The organism is Streptomyces sp. NPDC019396 (genome assembly GCF_040632375.1).
Lineage (GTDB): Bacteria > Actinomycetota > Actinomycetes > Streptomycetales > Streptomycetaceae > Streptomyces.
The window spans coordinates 112,987-128,500 of the sequence record NZ_JBEYBS010000014.1; the positions used below are offsets into that span (position 1 = coordinate 112,987).

At 71.4% G+C, this 15,514-nt stretch carries 17 protein-coding genes; 8 read left to right on the forward strand and 9 right to left on the reverse strand.

Annotated elements, in window-relative coordinates:
* Window positions 1-17: 17 nt before the first annotated feature.
* On the reverse strand, window positions 18-1,175 hold the full coding sequence (locus tag ABZ532_RS18270; RefSeq protein ID WP_361284002.1) for a cobalt-precorrin-5B (C(1))-methyltransferase: 1,158 nt from the start codon (window positions 1,173-1,175) through the stop codon (window positions 18-20).
* Between ABZ532_RS18270 and ABZ532_RS18275 the strand changes: the two genes are divergently transcribed.
* A complete protein-coding gene (locus ABZ532_RS18275; RefSeq protein ID WP_361284005.1) occupies window positions 1,170-1,901 on the forward strand; it encodes a cobalt-precorrin-6A reductase in 732 nt (243 codons plus the stop codon). The genes ABZ532_RS18270 and ABZ532_RS18275 overlap by 6 nt on opposite strands.
* Here ABZ532_RS18275 and ABZ532_RS18280 read toward each other — a convergent pair.
* Window positions 1,894-2,490: an HD domain-containing protein gene (locus ABZ532_RS18280; protein ID WP_361284008.1), complete on the reverse strand. Its 597-nt coding sequence runs from the start codon at window positions 2,488-2,490 to the stop codon at window positions 1,894-1,896. The genes ABZ532_RS18275 and ABZ532_RS18280 overlap by 8 nt on opposite strands.
* Before the next feature lie 31 nt (window positions 2,491-2,521).
* On the opposite strand from ABZ532_RS18280, the gene ABZ532_RS18285 reads away from it, so the two are divergent.
* On the forward strand, window positions 2,522-3,163 hold the full coding sequence (locus tag ABZ532_RS18285) for a hypothetical protein (RefSeq protein WP_361284011.1): 642 nt from the start codon (window positions 2,522-2,524) through the stop codon (window positions 3,161-3,163).
* 539 nt (window positions 3,164-3,702) lie between these two features.
* On the opposite strand, the gene cobM is transcribed toward ABZ532_RS18285, so the two are convergent.
* The 3 genes from cobM to ABZ532_RS18300 all read right to left on the reverse strand — a co-directional run bounded on the left by cobM (window position 3,703) and on the right by ABZ532_RS18300 (window position 6,026).
* On the reverse strand, window positions 3,703-4,452 hold the full coding sequence (cobM, locus tag ABZ532_RS18290; protein WP_361284014.1) for a precorrin-4 C(11)-methyltransferase: 750 nt from the start codon (window positions 4,450-4,452) through the stop codon (window positions 3,703-3,705).
* Complete coding sequence (gene cbiE / locus ABZ532_RS18295) at window positions 4,449-5,717, reverse strand: precorrin-6y C5,15-methyltransferase (decarboxylating) subunit CbiE (protein WP_361284017.1); 1,269 nt, start codon at window positions 5,715-5,717, stop codon at window positions 4,449-4,451. The genes cobM and cbiE overlap by 4 nt, the downstream gene beginning before the upstream one ends.
* A 180-nt stretch (window positions 5,718-5,897) precedes the next feature.
* The gene (locus ABZ532_RS18300) at window positions 5,898-6,026 is read right to left on the reverse strand and encodes a DUF6126 family protein (protein ID WP_361284020.1); all 129 of its coding nucleotides are present in this window, start codon (window positions 6,024-6,026) and stop codon (window positions 5,898-5,900) included.
* 130 nt (window positions 6,027-6,156) lie between these two features.
* Here ABZ532_RS18300 and ABZ532_RS18305 point away from each other — a divergent pair, with 130 nt between their 5' ends.
* Both ABZ532_RS18305 and ABZ532_RS18310 read left to right on the forward strand, forming a co-directional pair.
* Complete coding sequence (locus tag ABZ532_RS18305; RefSeq protein WP_361284023.1) at window positions 6,157-7,251, forward strand: LLM class flavin-dependent oxidoreductase; 1,095 nt, start codon at window positions 6,157-6,159, stop codon at window positions 7,249-7,251.
* Between the two features lie 2 nt (window positions 7,252-7,253).
* Complete coding sequence (locus ABZ532_RS18310; protein ID WP_361284026.1) at window positions 7,254-7,892, forward strand: FMN reductase; 639 nt, start codon at window positions 7,254-7,256, stop codon at window positions 7,890-7,892.
* Window positions 7,893-7,922: 30 nt separating this feature from the next.
* Here the strand turns inward: ABZ532_RS18310 and ABZ532_RS18315 are convergent, their stop codons facing one another.
* The 3 genes from ABZ532_RS18315 to ABZ532_RS18325 form a co-directional block, all read right to left on the reverse strand.
* Window positions 7,923-8,777 carry an ABC transporter permease gene (locus ABZ532_RS18315; RefSeq protein ID WP_361284029.1) on the reverse strand — a complete coding sequence of 285 codons (855 nt, stop codon included), beginning with the start codon at window positions 8,775-8,777 and terminating at the stop codon, window positions 7,923-7,925.
* Window positions 8,774-9,787 carry an ATP-binding cassette domain-containing protein gene (locus tag ABZ532_RS18320; RefSeq protein ID WP_361284033.1) on the reverse strand — a complete coding sequence of 338 codons (1,014 nt, stop codon included), beginning with the start codon at window positions 9,785-9,787 and terminating at the stop codon, window positions 8,774-8,776. The genes ABZ532_RS18315 and ABZ532_RS18320 overlap by 4 nt, the downstream gene beginning before the upstream one ends.
* A 213-nt stretch (window positions 9,788-10,000) precedes the next feature.
* Window positions 10,001-10,381 (reverse strand): hypothetical protein, encoded by a 381-nt coding sequence (locus ABZ532_RS18325; protein WP_361284036.1) that lies wholly within the window; start codon window positions 10,379-10,381, stop codon window positions 10,001-10,003.
* 166 nt (window positions 10,382-10,547) lie between these two features.
* Here ABZ532_RS18325 and ABZ532_RS18330 point away from each other — a divergent pair, with 166 nt between their 5' ends.
* Window positions 10,548-10,997 (forward strand): hypothetical protein, encoded by a 450-nt coding sequence (locus tag ABZ532_RS18330; RefSeq protein ID WP_361284039.1) that lies wholly within the window; start codon window positions 10,548-10,550, stop codon window positions 10,995-10,997.
* 87 nt (window positions 10,998-11,084) lie between these two features.
* On the opposite strand, the gene ABZ532_RS18335 is transcribed toward ABZ532_RS18330, so the two are convergent.
* Window positions 11,085-11,912 carry an MBL fold metallo-hydrolase gene (locus tag ABZ532_RS18335; RefSeq protein WP_361284042.1) on the reverse strand — a complete coding sequence of 276 codons (828 nt, stop codon included), beginning with the start codon at window positions 11,910-11,912 and terminating at the stop codon, window positions 11,085-11,087.
* Between the two features lie 331 nt (window positions 11,913-12,243).
* On the opposite strand from ABZ532_RS18335, the gene ABZ532_RS18340 reads away from it, so the two are divergent.
* From ABZ532_RS18340 to ABZ532_RS18350, 3 genes are all read left to right on the forward strand, one after another.
* Entirely contained in the window at window positions 12,244-12,903 is a 660-nt protein-coding gene (locus ABZ532_RS18340) for a TetR/AcrR family transcriptional regulator C-terminal domain-containing protein (RefSeq protein ID WP_361284045.1), read from the forward strand.
* Between the two features lie 123 nt (window positions 12,904-13,026).
* Window positions 13,027-13,506, forward strand: a complete 480-nt coding sequence (locus tag ABZ532_RS18345) for a hypothetical protein (RefSeq protein ID WP_361284048.1) — start codon at window positions 13,027-13,029, stop codon at window positions 13,504-13,506.
* Window positions 13,507-13,546: 40 nt separating this feature from the next.
* On the forward strand, window positions 13,547-15,505 hold the full coding sequence (locus ABZ532_RS18350; RefSeq protein WP_361284051.1) for an FUSC family protein: 1,959 nt from the start codon (window positions 13,547-13,549) through the stop codon (window positions 15,503-15,505).
* The last annotated feature ends 9 nt before the right edge of the window (window positions 15,506-15,514 follow it).

Here is a 15,514-nt window from a genome sequence, read left to right on the forward strand (position 1 = left end):
GTTCGCCGCTGAGCAGGTCAGTCCTCCCGCGGGCCTTTCGGCGACGAGCGCCCCACCACCGTCCCGGCTCGGTCGATGCACACCACGTCGACCGTGACCGGGGCGCCCCGCAGCACCCCGAGGGCCTGGTCGCGGGCGGTCACGGCCACCAGGTCGCCCAGTGGCACACCCCGGGCCGCGCACAGCTGGAGGGCGGCAAGGCCGGTGTTGGCGGACGCCACCCGGGCCACGAGGTCCTCGTCGGCGCCGCCCGCCCGGGCCAGCTCGGCCAGGAAGTTCTTGTCGACCTGGGAGCGGGCGGAGTGCAGGTCCAGATGACCCGCCGCCAGCTTGGACAGCTTCGCGAAGCCACCGCAGACGGTGAGCCGGTCGACCGGGTGACGGCGGACGTACTTCAGGACGGCGCCCGCGAAGTCGCCCATGTCGAGCAGGGCGTCCTCGGGGAGGTCGTACAGCGAGACGACGGTCCTCTCGGACGTGGAGCCCGTGCAGCCCGCCAGGTGGGTGCGGCCCGCCGCCCGGGCCACGTCCACGCCTCTGCGGATCGAGTCGATCCACGCCGAGCAGGAGTACGGGACGACGATCCCCGTGGTGCCCAGGATGGACAGCCCGCCCAGGATGCCCAGGCGCGGGTTCCAGGTCGAGCGGGCGATCTCCTCGCCGTGGTCCACGGAGACGGTGATCTCGACATCACCGGTGCCGCCGTGCCGGCCGGCGACGAGCGCGATGTGGTCGCGCATCATCTGCCGCGGCACGGGATTGATCGCGGGCTCCCCGACGTCGAGCGGCAGCCCGGGGCGGGTGACGGTGCCCACGCCGGGCCCGGCGCGGAAGACCACTCCGGAGCCGGGCGGCAGGATCCGTGCCGTCGCCCGGACCAGGGCGCCGTGCGTGACGTCCGGGTCGTCGCCCGCGTCCTTCACCACGCCCGCCACGGCGCGATCACCCACCAGTCGCTCGACGGCGAGGGCGAACGCCGGGGTCTGCCCCTTCGGCAGGGTGATCGTCACCGGATCGGGGAAGTCCCCGGTCAGCAGCGCGGTGTACGCGGCGGTCGTGGCCGCGGTGGCACAGGCACCGGTGGTCCAGCCGGGCCGCAGACCGGTGTGCTTGAGTTGGGCGCTGCGCCCGCCGGCCCCGGCGCCGGGCCCACTCATGGAAGGTCCCTCATGCATGTCCTGATCCTCGGCGGTACGACGGAGGCACGCGCACTCGCGGAGGCCCTGCACGATCGCGGGCTGCGGGTGACGACCTCACTCGCCGGGCGGGTCGCGGCGCCGAGGCTGCCACGGGGAGAGGTGCGCGTCGGCGGCTTCGGCGGGGCGGAGGGCCTCGCCGACTGGCTGCGGGGGCAGCAGGTGGATGTGCTCATCGACGCCACCCATCCTTTCGCCGGGACGATCAGTTTCAACGCGGCGCGAGCCGCCGACCAGGCCCATGTTCCCCTGCTCGCGGTGCGCCGCCCCGGCTGGGTCCCCGCTGAAGGGGACGACTGGCACCTCATGGACTCCCTCCCGCAGGCCGCGGACGCCCTGCCGGGCCTGGGCGAGCGGGTCTTCCTCACCACAGGCCGCATGGGCCTGGCGTCCTTCGTTCACCTGGACACCCTGTGGTTCCTCGTCCGCTCGGTGGACGCCCCGGAGCCCCCCTTCCCGGCGCGTATGGAGGTCCTGCTGGACCGCGGCCCGTTCACCCTGGACTCCGAACGGGAGCTGCTGCGCCGGCACGCCATCGACGTGCTCGTCACCAAGGACAGCGGCGCCGCGGCGACGGCCCCCAAACTGACCGCGGCCCGCGAGGCGGGCATCCCCGTGGTGCTGGTGCGCCGCCCGCCGGTCCCTCAGGGGGTGCCGGTGGCTTCCACGGTGGAGGAGGCACTTCGCTGGACGCCGCTCAGGTGATGGCGTGCCCATGGACAGCGGCGAGCTCGGTGAGCACAGGTTCACCGAAAGCGCCGCGCATGCTCTGGAACGCCAGGACCTTGTCCTGGCCGAACCGCCCGAGGTAGGCGCTGTAGCTGTCCGCGGTGACGAACTTCGGCGGCGTCGTCTTGCTGTGGAAATTGTCGGCGTACATCACCAGCCGCTCCTCCACCGTCACCGCCGTGTAGTCGAGCGGTGGCAGCGGCAATCCCTGAGCCTCGATATCGGCCTTGGTCAGGCCTACGCCGGTGTGGCAGGAGCAGAACCGGCACAGCGGCTCGGGGAAGCCCTCCGCCTCCAGGAGCTCATGTCCGAGGACCCCGTGGCGCACGTAGTTCGCCTTGTCCACCCGGCCTTGTTCGTCGAAAAGGCGGTAGACACCGATGTCGTGCAGCAGACATCCGGCCCGGACCAGATCCGCGTCGACATCCAGACCTGATGCGGAGATCAGCTGCTCGGCGAGACTCCGGACGATCTCGCAGTGCGTGAACACCAGGTCCAGGGCTGCTGCGTTCGGCGCGTACTTCTCGTGCAGGCCTCGGATCTCGGCAACCCCTGGAATCTCCACCCCGCGACCCTACGCGATAGCGTGCGACGCCATGAGCACCGCGATCTCCGCCGGCCAAGGGCGCACCGGGCGAAGGGTCGCCGACCTCGTGGCGGCCCTGCTGCCGCCCGGGATCCTGCTGGCCTCGGGCCTGTTGGTGCGAGCGCGGCTCATCGACGACGGATTCGTCTTCCTCAACCTCGTATCGCACCTTCTCGGCCTTCTGGTGCTGTTCTACGCGCACGTCGGCTGGCACGCGCAGGTCCACGACGGCACCCTGCTGACCGTGCGCACCCTCACCGGCCGGCGCACCGTCGATCTCGCCCGGCTCACCAGAGTCGGCCGGGTCGAGGTGGTGTCCCAAGGCCCCACCGACGATCGGCTGATCCTCACCGACGCCCACGGCGTGCGCGTCATCCTCAGCAAACTCCGGGGCGGGGGTGACACCGCCGACGCGGCCGTACGCCGAGCGCTGCTCCACACCTCCGCCGACGCGGGCGTGAGGGTGTCCGGGCGCGCCGTGGAGCGCCTTGGCCTGGACGCGGAAATGCAGCGCCCACGCAGCGGCCTCAAGGCAGGCCGCCGCATCCCGGAGACCCTCATCGGCTTCGCCCCGCTGCTGTCGCTGCCGGTGTTCGCCGTCCCGGCGCTGGCCCTGACCGTCGCGGGTTTCCTGCTCGCGGACCTCTCCTGAGCCGGTCCCTCCCGGAAGTGCGGGCCGTGGGGTGGGCGGGCCTCGCGGTGTGTGCCGCACCCGGTGCCGTCGTCCGGAGCGTCCGTCCCGGGCACCCGACGGGCTCAGCTGTTCGGGCCTGCCCGGAGCGGCCCCGACGCCCGCCTCACGGCTGCCGGGGCCGAGGCCGGTGACGAGTAGCCACTACTCAGGCGTCTGCCCGGCCCACCTGTTGGAATGAGTTCGCTGAATACATTCCGTTCACTCGCGGACAGGTCGCACGTGACATACCTCGCCGCTGCGCTCTTGCTGACCCAAGCGGGTTTCCTGGTCGCCTGGGCCACCGGTCGGCGAACCCGTGAACCAGTGGCACCGGTTGACGATGCCACGGCTCGCCATCACGCCCACTGGCGAATGATGAGCACCGCGGAGCAAGCCGAATCCGACGAACGGCAGTTGGCGTCCGCTGACCGGATCCACGCTGACTGACCAGGGACCTTGCGGCTTCTCCCTGCCGTACCGCCAGTTGTCCCGGAGCACGCCGGCACCGGGAGGAACCGTCAGCAGGCGTGGCGTTCGCGGGCCGGGTCGTACAGATGACTGTCCCGGAACTGCGAAGCCCCCAGCGTGCGGCCCACGATGATCACCGCTGTCCTGGTGATGCCGGCCGCCTTCGTCTGCTCGGCGATGTCCTCGAGAGTGCCCCGCAACACCACCTCGTCGGGACGGCTCGCCATCGCGACGACCGCAGCGGGACAGTCCTGGCCGTAGTGCGGCAGCAGCTCGGACACGACGCGGTCGACGTAGCGGGCCGCGAGGTGCAGTACGAGGAGGGCGCCGCTGCGGGCGAGGGTGGGGAGGTCCTCACCGGGGGGCATGGGGGTCGCCTGCTGGGCGATGCGGGTCAGGACGACGGTCTGGCCGACCGTCGGGACGGTCAGCTCCCGCTTCAGCGCGGCAGCGGCGGCGGCGAACGCGGGGACGCCCGGGACGACGTCGTACGGGATGCCCAGCGCGTCGAGCCGGCGCATCTGTTCCGCGACGGCGCTGAAGACCGAGGGGTCGCCGGAGTGCAGCCGGGCCACGTCGTGGCCGTCCTCGTGGGCGCGGACGATCTCGGCGATGATCTGGTCCAGGTCGAGCTGGGCGGTGTCGACGAGGCGGGCGTCCGGGGGGCACTCGGCCAGCAGTTCGCGGGGGACGAGGGAGCCGGCGTACAGGCAGACCCGGCTCGAGGCGAGCGTCCGGGCCCCGCGGACCGTGATCAGGTCGGCGGCGCCGGGCCCCGCGCCGATGAAGTGGACGGTCATGAGGGTTCAACTCCTGGCTTGGTGACGGTGACGGACCACTGGGTGACCGGCATCGCCTGGCGCCAGCCGGTGAAGGTGCCGACGGGCACGGCGTGCGCCACGGCGAGCCGCACCAGCTCGCCCCCGTGGCGCCGGTACCAGTCGGCCAGCAGCGCCTCGGACTCCAGCGTCACGGTGTTGGCGACGAGCCTGCCGCCGGCGGGGAGAGCGTCCCAGCAGGCGTCCAGGAGCCCGGGCGCGGTGAGCCCGCCGCCGATGAAGACCGCGTCCGGAGTGGGGAGTTCGGCGAGGCCGCTGGGTGCGGCTGCGGTGACGACCCGCAGCCCGGGCACGCCGAGGGCCTCGGCGTTGCGGCCGATCCGGGCGGCGCGTGCCGGGTCCCGCTCGACCGTGATCGCCCGGCAGCCCCGGTGGGTGCGCATCCATTCGATGGCGATCGAACCGGAGCCGCCGCCGATGTCCCACAGCAGTTCCCCGGGCGCGGGCGCGAGCGCCGCCAGGGTCGCGGCGCGGACATGGCGCTTGGTCAGCTGCCCGTCGTTCTCGTACGCCTCGTCCGGCAGCCCGGGCACGGCGGACAGCCGCAGTGCGCCGGGGGCGCGTACACATTCGACCGCCACGATGTTGAGCGGGTCGCCCGCGGGATGCTCCCACTCGGCGGCCGTGCCGCCGACCTCGGACTCGCGCGCGGACCCGAGCTGTTCCAGGACCCGCATCCGGCTGGGTCCGTAGCCCCGGTCGCGCAGCAGCCCGGCGACCTCCGCGGGCGTCGCGGCCCCCGCGCTGAGCACCAGCAGCCGCCCCCCGTCGTGCAGGGCGGCGGCGAGCGAGGCCAGGGGCCGGCCGACCAGGGTCACGGTCTCGGTGTCCTCCAGCGGCCAGCCGAGCCGGGCGCAGGCGTAGGACACGGACGACGGGTGCGGCAGCACGCGCAGGGCCCGCGCGCCGAGCTCATCGGCGAGCGCCCGGCCGATCCCGTAGAACATCGGGTCGCCGCTGGCGAGCACCGCGATCCGGCGCCCGGCGTGCGCGGCGAGCAGCCCGGGCACGGCGGGACGCAGCGGCGAGGGCCACGGCACACGTTCGCCGCCGCACTCGGCGGGCAGCAGCGCGAGCTGGCGGTCGCCGCCGACGAGGACCTCGGCGTCGCGCAGCGCGGCGCGGGTCGCCTCGGGAAGCCCGCCCCACCCGTCGGCGCCGATCCCGGCGACCGTGACGGTGGCGGCAGGGGGCCGGTGCAGGTGGGGGCGGGGGTCTGGGCTCACGGACGGGACTCTACTGTTCCGGGGGTCCGTGGCTCCGTACGGGTGTTCCCGCCCGCATCCGGGAGCGGGACGGCCGTGCCCGGACCGTCGCAGGGGTCATCGAGCCCCTGGACCGCGCCGCGACCGCCCGCGCCCTGTGATCCGGAGCTGGACACCGGCGGGCCGCAGGTCTGCGCGCGCTCACTTCTTCGCGTGTTCTCCCACGTAGAAGAGGATCCACACGAACCCCGCGAAGAGGTGCGTCGCGAAGACGTAGACGAAGACGCGCAGGGCGACACCGCGCTCCTTCCAGCGCTCGATGTCGTTCATAGGGGGTTCCTCGGGCTGCTCCGGCGGCTGACGGGACGCGCTCCAGAGTACGGCGGAATAGAACCAGGGCTCCCTCCGTTCTCCATGACAGTTTAAGATTCAACCAACCGGCCCCCTGGAGGCGAGCGCGATGCAGTTCGGGATCTTCACCGTCGGTGATGTCACCACCGATCCCACCAACGGCCGCACCCCGAGCGAGCACGAGCGGATCAAGGCGACGGTCGCCATCGCACTGAAGGCCGAGGAGGTCGGACTCGATGTGTTCGCGACGGGTGAGCACCACAACCCGCCGTTCGTCCCGTCCTCGCCCACCACACTGCTGGGTCACATCGCGGCGCGCACCGAGAACCTGCTCCTGTCCACGTCCACGACGCTGATCACCACCAACGACCCGGTGAAGATCGCCGAGGACTACGCCTACCTCCAGCACCTGGCCGACGGTCGCGTCGACCTGATGATGGGACGGGGCAACACCGGGCCGGTCTACCCCTGGTTCGGGCAGGACATCCGGCAGGGCATCCCGCTCGCCATCGAGAACTACGCGCTTCTCCACAAGCTGTGGAGGGAGGACGTCGTGGACTGGGAGGGGCGGTTCCGCAGCCCGCTCCAGGGCTTCACCTCCACCCCGCGCCCGCTGGACGGTGTCCCGCCGTTCGTCTGGCACGGGTCCATCCGCTCGCCGGAGATCGCCGAGCAGGCCGCGTACTACGGCGACGGCTTCTTCCACAACAACATCTTCTGGCCCATGGAGCACACCCAGCGCATGGTCGCGCTCTACCGGAAGCGGTTCGCTCACTACGGGCACGGCACACCCGAGCAGGCCGTGGTCGGACTCGGCGGGCAGGTGTTCATGCGGAAGAACTCGCAGGACGCGGTACGGGAGTTCCGCCCGTACTTCGACAACGCGCCGGTCTACGGGCACGGGCCGTCGCTGGAGGAGTTCACCGAGCAGACACCGCTGACCGTGGGCTCCCCGCAGCAGGTCATCGAGCGGACCCTGGGCTTCCGGGAAGCGGTGGGCGACTACCAGCGCCAGCTGTTCCTGATGGACCACGCCGGGTTGCCGCTCGGGACCGTGCTGGAGCAGCTCGACATCCTCGGCGAGGAGGTAGTCCCGGTGCTGCGCAAGGAGTTCGCGAACCTGAGGCCCGCCGGGGTGCCGGACGCACCGCTCCACCCGGCAGTCGCCGCCCGGCGTACCACCGCCCCCGCCGAGGAGGCCTGACCATGGAGTCGCAGCAGCTGAGACTCGTCGCCGTATCGGCCGGACTGAGCAGCCCCTCGTCGACCCGGCTGCTCGCCGACCGGCTGGCCGAGGCCGCACGGAGCGAGCTGGCGGAGCAGGACCGCAAGGCCGAGGTCGAGATCGTCGAGCTGCGTGATCTTGCCGTCGCCATCGCCGGCAACCTGGTCACCGGGTTTCCGTCGCTCCCGCTGGCGGCGGCGATCGACGCGGTGACGGCGGCGGACGGGCTGATCGCCGTCACGCCGGTGTTCACGGCTTCGTACAGCGGTCTGTTCAAGTCGTTCTTCGATCTGGTCGAACCGACCGCCCTGACCGGGAAGTCCGTGCTGATCGGGGCCACCGGTGGCACGGCCCGCCACTCGCTGGTGCTCGACCACGCCCTGCGCCCGCTGTTCGCCTATCTGCGGGCCGTGGTCGTACCGACCGCGGTGTACGCGGCGTCGGAGGACTGGGGATCGGGCCGGGACGAGTGCACCGAGGGGCTGCCCGCCCGGATCCGGCGGGCGGGCGGGGAGCTGGCCGGGCTGATGGCGGCCCGGCCGGCCCGCGACCCGGAAACGGAAGAGGACGACGAGCCGACGGAGTTCGAGCGGCAGCTCGCCGGTCTGCGCTTCGACTGAGCGCACGCGGCAGAAGCCAGTACGCAGCGCCTATTTGCGGTTGTACAGACGCATCGTGACCGCACCGAACACGATCACGAACACCGCCGACCACCCCAGCGTCCAGCCGATGTCCGCGGCCGGCCACCCACCCGCCATCAGCTCCCGCACGGCGGTCGCGAGATGCGTGACCGGGCTGTTGTTGACGAACGCCTGCAACCAGCCCGGCATGGTCCGCGGATCGACGAAGACATTGCTGAGGAAGGTCAGCGGGAAGATCACCATCATGCTGACGCCCATCACCGACTTCTCGGTGCGCAGCAGCAGCCCGAACATCGTCCAGATCCAGGAGAAGGCGAACGAGAACACCATCAGCAGCCCGACACCGGCCAGCACGCCGATCGCCCCGCCGTCCGGCCGGTAGCCGATGAGCATGCCGACACTGAGCATCACCACCGAGGCGATGAAGTAGCGGACGAGATCGCCCAGCAGATAGCCCACCATCGGGGCCGGCCGCCAGATCGGCAGGGTGCGGAAGCGGTCGAAGACACCCTTCTCGATGTCGGTGTTCACCGCGACCCCGGTGTACATCGTGATCATCACGACGCTCATCACCAGGATCCCGGGCAGCAGGAACTGGATGTACGCGTCGGCCGAACCGGCCAGCGCCCCTCCGAAGAGGTACGTGTACATCAGCACCATCATGATCGGGAAGGCGGTGACGTCGAAGAGCTGCTCAGGGACGTGCTTGATCTTGAGCATGGCCCGCCAGCCGAAGGTGAGCGAGGCCGAGAGGGCGCTGGGCCGCGGGGGCCGCTCCTTCGCGACGAGTAGGGCGGCCAGGTCCTCGGTCCTGAGGGCGGCGAAAGCGATGGCGTCGGAGTCCTTGGTAGCGACGGTGCTCATGCGACGGCCTCCTTGCGGACGGTCTCGGTGCTGGTGTCGGTCCCGGTGCTCGTACCGGCCCCGGTGAGGGCGAGGAAGACCTCGTCCAGGCTGGGCTGTCCCAGCGCGAAGGTGTCGACGGTGATGCCCGCCCCGGCCAGCTCGGACAGCGCACGGGCGGCCTGCTCCTGCGCGCCCTGCTCCGTACCGTGTCCGTCCAGCCTGGCCGTGAGGGCGAGCGGGTCGGGGTCGAGCTGCACGGGGGCGGCGAGCACCAGGGCGAGGATGCGCTCGGCCTCCGGGCGCTGGTCGGCGTCGCGCAGCCGCAGATGGACGGCGCCGGAGCCGACGGACGCCTTGAGCTCGCCCTTGGTGCCCTCGGCGATCACCCTGCCGTGGTCGATCACGGCGATCCGGGAAGCGAGTTGGTCGGCCTCGTCCAGATACTGCGTGGTCAGCAGCACCGTGGTGCCCTGCGACACGACGGCCCTGACGATGTCCCACACCTGGTTGCGGCTGCGCGGGTCGAGACCGGTGGTCGGCTCGTCGAGGAACAGCAGGTCCGGGGTGTTGAGGATGGATGCGGCGATGTCGATACGGCGCCGCATACCGCCCGAGTACTGCTTCACCTGGCGTCCCGCGGCCTCGGAGAGCCCGAAGGCCTCCAGCAACTGCGCGGCCCGCTCACGGGCGGCGGCCTTGCCGTGCCCCAGCAGCCTGCCGAGCAGCAGCAGGTTCTCGGTGCCGGTGAGGTCCTCGTCCACGGAGGCGTACTGCCCGGTGAGGCTGACCCGGCTGCGTACCGCGTCCGCTTCCGTCAGCACGTCCCGGCCGAACACCCGTGCCTGCCCCCCGTCGGGTCTGAGCAGGGTGGCCAGCACCTTCACGGTGGTGGTCTTGCCCGCACCGTTGGGCCCGAGCAGGCCGTAGACGGTGCCGGCGGGCACCCGGAGATCGACGCCGTCGACGGCCCGGTTCTCCCCGAACGTCTTCACCAGGTCCGTCGTCTCGATGGCCAGATCTGTACTCATCGTCGTTCCTCTGTCGCTCCTGCGGATGGCTCACACTTCCCGGATACAGACCGGCGCCGCCCCGGAAACTCACCGCTGGCGGCCGGCAGGAGCGGACGAATGCCGTCACCCCACCACAAGAAACACGTCAGGACGATGTCTCGCGCATAACAACCACGCGGTCGCCGGATCAGCTCCGGCGACCGCGTGGGAAAGCGCGGAGGACGCGTGCCCTCAGTCCTCGTGCGTGTGGAAGAAGTAGAACGTGACGATGAGCGTGGCGACCGCCAGCGCCAGGGCCAGCACCACCACGGTGAGGATGCTGCGCCCGCTCAGGCTGTACAGGTAGCCGACCGAGACACCCACCAGCGCCGCGTACGCTCCTGCCCGCAGCTCACGCGGCAGCGCGTACTGGTAGCGGCCCAGCACGAAGCAGAGTGCGGCGAACACCGCGCCGGAGACGAAGCCGATCACCAGCTGCCCGCCGACGGACTCGCCCGCCTCACGCGCCATGAAGGACGTGTAGAAGCCGTAGACGACTCCGAGGGTGAGGGGCAGCGCCCATCCGAGAGTGCCGTGGTGGTGCCGCGCCGGCACCGCTGCGTGTGCGGACATGGCCGAACTCCTTCCGCCGCCTCCCCCGTCCCTCTGCATTCCCCTTACCGTCCCTACCGTCGACCCGCACGGCCGCGGTGGCAAGTGGAGCGGCGCATCCCTCGAATGGCCCAATCGAAATGCCCTGTATGTCGCCGAACTACCCCATTCGCCGCATGCTGGCGCCATGAGCCAGAACACAGCACCCCAGAACCAGACCGCCCCGCGGAACCCCGGGCCGGGCACCGCCAAGGACTCCTGGTCGGGCGGCGGCACGCTCTTCGCCGGTGTCCTGCTGGCGGTCGTCGGCATCATCGACATCATCGAGGGCATAGCCGCGATAGCCGAGGACACCGTCTACGCACGCGTCGGCGGCTACATCTACTCCTTCAACCTCACAGGCTGGGGCTGGATCCATCTGATCCTCGGAGTGATCCTCGCCGTGACGGGCTGGGGGATCCTCAAGAACGCCGAGTGGGCCAAGATCGCCGGTATCGCGCTGGCATCGCTGAACATCATCGCGCAGTTCCTGTTCCTGCCCTACCAGCCGGTCTGGGCGATCGTCTCCATGGCGATCTCGGTCTTCGTGATCTGGGCGCTGGCGCACGACAAGTCGCGCACCCCGATGACCGCCTGACCCCGCCCTGAAGGCGCGATCAGCGCAACCAGTCCGAACGCCCTCGTCTCGGCCGTACTCCCGTACGGCCGAGACGAGGGCGCCGCTTTACATCCGGTCCGACAGCAGGTCGAACTCCTGCGCGTCATGCGACGAGAAGATGCGGATCAGCCGCGGATACGCCCTGCGCAACGCGATCAGCCGCTCCAACTGCTCCAGCCGCAGCCGGTGGTCGTCCGCGCCCATCCGCTGGTGCAGGGCCAGCGGGCGGGGGCAGCGCGGGCGCCTGAGGTCGATCTCGCCATGGAAGAAGTACGCGTCGCCCGCGTGCAGCAGCCAGTGGTTCTGCTGCTGCACGGCGACCGCGCAGTGGCCGCGCGTATGGCCGGGCAGCGGCACCAGAAGGATGTCGGGGGCGCGCATGACCCGGGACGCCTGGAAACCGAACCAGTTCGAGTCGGCGGTGTCGTGGACCACCCAGTCGACGCCGTGCGCCCACTGGGACGGGAGGTAGCGGTTGGCCTCGAGCCGGGTGTCGCGGCGCATCGCCGAGCGGTACTCGTCGGCCATGACGTGCACCCTGGCGTGCGGAAAGTCGGCAAGCCCGCCCGCGTGGTCCAGATCGAGGTGGGTCAGGACGATGTCCTGCACGTCATAGGGGTCGTAGCCGAGCGCCCGAACCTGGTGGGCGGCCGTGCGTGACAGATCGAGCTCGGGACGCATCGTGTGCCGGAACAGCCCGCCGAGCCGCCGGGGGTCCGACACCTCGGCGGCGCCGAGGCCGGTGTCGACGAGTACGAGGCCACTGCCGGTGGCTATCAGGAGGCAGTGCGAGACAAGGGGGATACCGCCAAGGGGGCGCATGGGTGCGCAGTCGAGATGGTGCACGGTCAGGGACGAGCGCCGCTGCGGAACGAGGGCGGTGCGCACAGACATGTGGGTCTCCTGCGGCCAGGGGGAGACCCGGCGAGGGGCCGGGCTGGAAGGCGGTGCTGGGGAGCGGGGCGGCGGGGAAGGCAGGGCGGGCAGGGAAGCCGGCGTCTAAGGGGCTGACGGTGGGGAGGTGTCGGCGGGGAGGGGCGAACGCGGGGAGGATGGTGGCCGTGCTGAGCTGGCGCGCGAGTGCGCCACTTACGGCGTAAGTACGAGACAGGAGAGAAGCACTTACGCTGTAAGCCGTCAAGCGTTACCGCGCGTAGCCACCCGAAAGAGAGCGACCGCCATGGCGCAGGAACCTCGACATGAACTCCCGCCCCAACGTGAACCTTTGACACGGGAACGGATCGTCGCGGCAGCGCTGGTGATCATCGACGAGGAGGGCGTGGACGGTCTGTCCATGCGGCGCATCGCGGCCAGGCTCGGAGTGCAGGCGATGTCGCTCTACAACCATGTCCAGAGCAAAGCGGACATCCTCGACGGCGTGACGGAGTACATCACGGACCGGATGCGGATGCCGACCCGGATGACCGGCGGCTGGGAGGACGGAATCCGCAGCCTCTCGCACGCCTTCCGCCAGGCAGCGCTGCGCCATCCGCGCGCCGGTGAACTGGTGCTGATGCGCCAGCTCTCCACCCCCACCGCGCTGGCACCGGTCGACACCATGCTCGCGATGATGCTCGACCACGGCTTCGACGAGGCCACAGCCGTGCACGTGCTGCGACTGTTCGTCTCGTTCCAGGTCGGCTCGCTGCTGCGGGAGATCCATGCGTCATCACCTTCCCAGGACCGCGACCGCGCCGAGGTGCAGAAGGCCAGGACCGCCTACCTCTCCGAGGCCGGATTCCCCGCGGTGGCGAGGGTCGCGCCGATTCTCGCGGTCAACGACCATGACGCGGAGTTCACGTTCGGCGTCGAACTGCTCATCGACGCACTGCGGAAGCTCGCGCCGGACCGGGACGCCAAAGCGGAAGGCGACACCGGGGCCTGAACGGCGCGGTCACCGCGCGTCCCGCCCCAGGAGGGCGCGCCGCAGACGACCGACAGCGCTCCCGACGGAGCGCCTCGCTGCGCCAAGTGGCCGAATGCACCGGCCGGGCGCACCCTGGGCCGTATGAGAACGTCCCGAGGCACTCGTGATTCCCACGACACCCGTGTTCCCCGCAACGCACTCATCCGCAACACATTCATCGCCGCCGCCCTGATCGCCGCGGCGCTCACCGGCTGCTCGTCGGACAACGGCGAGACGCCGAAGTCAGCGGCCTCCAAGGCAAGCGACCTCATCGCCTCCGCCACCGCGCAGCTGTCCGACATCCAGGGCGGCCTCGACGCCAAGGGCGATGTGAAGGCCGGGTCCACCGAGAACGACGACGGCAGGGCCGTCGCCGAGATCACCGCGACCAACAGCTCGAGCAGCACGGCGGACTACACGATCCAGGTCAACTACAAGGACTCCGACGGCAATCTGCTCGACGCCGTGGTCGTCAGCATCAACGACGTGCCGGCAGGCGGCACCAAGACCGCCGACGCACGCAGCAACCGCGATCTGTCCGGCACCCCGGCGGCTGAGATCGCCCGCGCGGTGCGGCACTGAGACCGGACCCCGGACACCCCCAACTCCCGGTGGCTGAGCGATGGTGGCGCCCCGCGGGCGGCTGTCCCCGCCCCCCTGGCTGGTCAGAAGCCTGCGCCCGCAGCCCGCGCCCATCCCGTGGGCCGCCGTCGTACGCGCGTCCATCGCGATGTCCGCCCCGCTCGCCGCCGGCTTCGCCACCGGGCAGGTGGCGTACGGGGCGCTGGTGGCGATGGGCGCGCTTTCCGGCGTGATCGGCGACACCGCCGACGCGTACCGGATGCGCATCTTCAACATCGCCGTACCCCAGGCGCTGGGCGCGGTCGGGGTCACCGTCGGCACTCTGGTGTACGACCGGGGCTGGGTCGCCGTCGGGGTGCTCACCCTGGTCGCGCTGGTGTCCGGGATGATCTCCTCGATCGGCGCGATCGCCTCAGTCTCGGGGCTGCTGCTCCTGCTCGATGCCGTGATCGGCGCCGGGCTCCCGCTGCCGGATCCCTGGTGGAAGGCGCCGCTGCTGCTGAGTGTCGGCGGTCTGTTCGTGCTCGTGCTCGCCCTGCTCGGCTGGCCGCTGCGCGGCGGGGTGCCGGAGCGGTCCGCGGTGGCCGGGACCTACCGGGCCGCCGCCGACCAGCTCGCGGCGTCATCGGACGACACCGACGAGGACGCCTACGACACCCGGCGCCACGCGGTGACCGACGCGCTCAACACCGCGTACGACCTCGTGCTCGCCCGCCGTACCCGCGACCATGGCCACAACCCGTCGCTGGTACGGCTGCTCGCCCAGCTCAACGCCCTGATCCCGGTGGTCGAAGCCGCCCCGGCCGCGCGTCTCGCCGGCCACCCGCTGCCCCCCGCGGTCCCCGCCGCCGTACGCTCCCTCGCGGACGACGTCGAGCAGGGCCGCCGCACCGGCGGCCCGGCCCTGGAACTGCCGCCTCCGCACACCCCGTCCGAACGGGCCGTGGACGACGCCGTGCGGCACGCGGCCGTGGTAGTGCACCAGGCCGACGTCGATCCGTACCAGACCGAGGAATGCCTCGATCGCCTGGGCCGTCCCGCCGCCCTCGGCGTGCGAGCCCGGCGCACCGCCCGCGGCGTGCTGCTGTCAGGGGCCTCCTGGCGCTACGGTCTGCGGCTCGCGATCTGTATCGGCATCGCCCAGGCCCTGGTCTCGCTCGTCACGCTGGACCGCTCCTACTGGGTGGCGCTCACGGTCACCTTCGTGCTGAAACCGGACTTCGGCTCGGTGTTCTCGCGTGCGGTGCTGCGCGCGCTGGGCACGGCGCTGGGGCTCGTGGTCGCGACGGCGGTGCTGGCGGAGGTGCCACGCGGCTGGTGGTACGTGCCGGTGATGATGGTGCTGGCGGCGATGATCCCCGCGTTCACGGTCAAGGGCTATGCCTTCCAGACGGCGGCGATCACCCCCGCCATCCTGCTGCTGTCCGATCTGCTCAACCACGAGGGCACCGGACTGCTGGTGCCCCGCCTGGTGGACAGCCTGATCGGCTGCGCGATCGCACTGGTCGCCGGGTATCTGCTGTGGCCGGAGAGCTGGCACACCCGCGTCGGGGACCGGCTCGCCGACTCGGTCGACCACGCGGCGCACTATGTGGAGCTGTCCTTCGCCCCCGTCGCCGACCCGGGCGCCCGGGAGCGCTCGCGCCGCCGTCTCTACCGTGACCTGTCGGCCGTGCGCAGCGAGTTCCAGCGCGCCCTCACCGAGCCTCCGCCGACCGGCACCCGCGCCGCCGCCTGGTGGCCGCTCGCCGTGGCCATGGAGCGGGTGGCCGACGCGACGACAGCCGCCCGGGTCCGGGTGGACCACGGCGCCCCCGCCCCGGCCCCCGACGAGGTCGCCGCCGTCGTCGCCGAGCTGCGGGAGCTGGCGGCGGGGCTCCGCGCCAGTGATGAGCTGCACGAGGTGCGGGCCGATCTGAGGGGCTGCGAACAGAGCGTGCTGTCGCCGCTCCGGCACGAGGTGACGGCGGCCCGCGCCATCGCCTCGCCGCGTACCTGAGGCCTCGGG